The organism is Vallitalea sediminicola (assembly GCF_054408565.1).
Map to the genome: position 1 here is coordinate 1 of NZ_BTPT01000446.1, position 224 is coordinate 224.

The following is a 224-nucleotide window of genomic DNA, read 5'->3' on the forward strand; positions in this document are numbered from 1 at the left end:
ATAAAATATGATTCTTGTTCATTATAAGTAATACTAATACCGATAACTTTATGATTTTCAGTCACAATATAATATGCTAATGTTTTTTCATTAGATATCTTAACAATGAACTTGTCTAATTCATCTTTCGTGGATATTGAATGATGAATTACTGATAATGAATTGTTCTCATCAATATTTCCTATAGAAGAACCAAATTTTTCCAATAAACGTTTGAATTCCAG

The 224-nt window shown here is 25.0% G+C and carries 1 protein-coding gene; it reads right to left on the minus strand.

Features of this window, described 5'->3' with window-relative positions:
- Positions 1-224 (minus strand): hypothetical protein (locus ACX6CF_RS27375; RefSeq protein WP_458788523.1); only part of this gene is annotated, 224 nt, incomplete at both ends.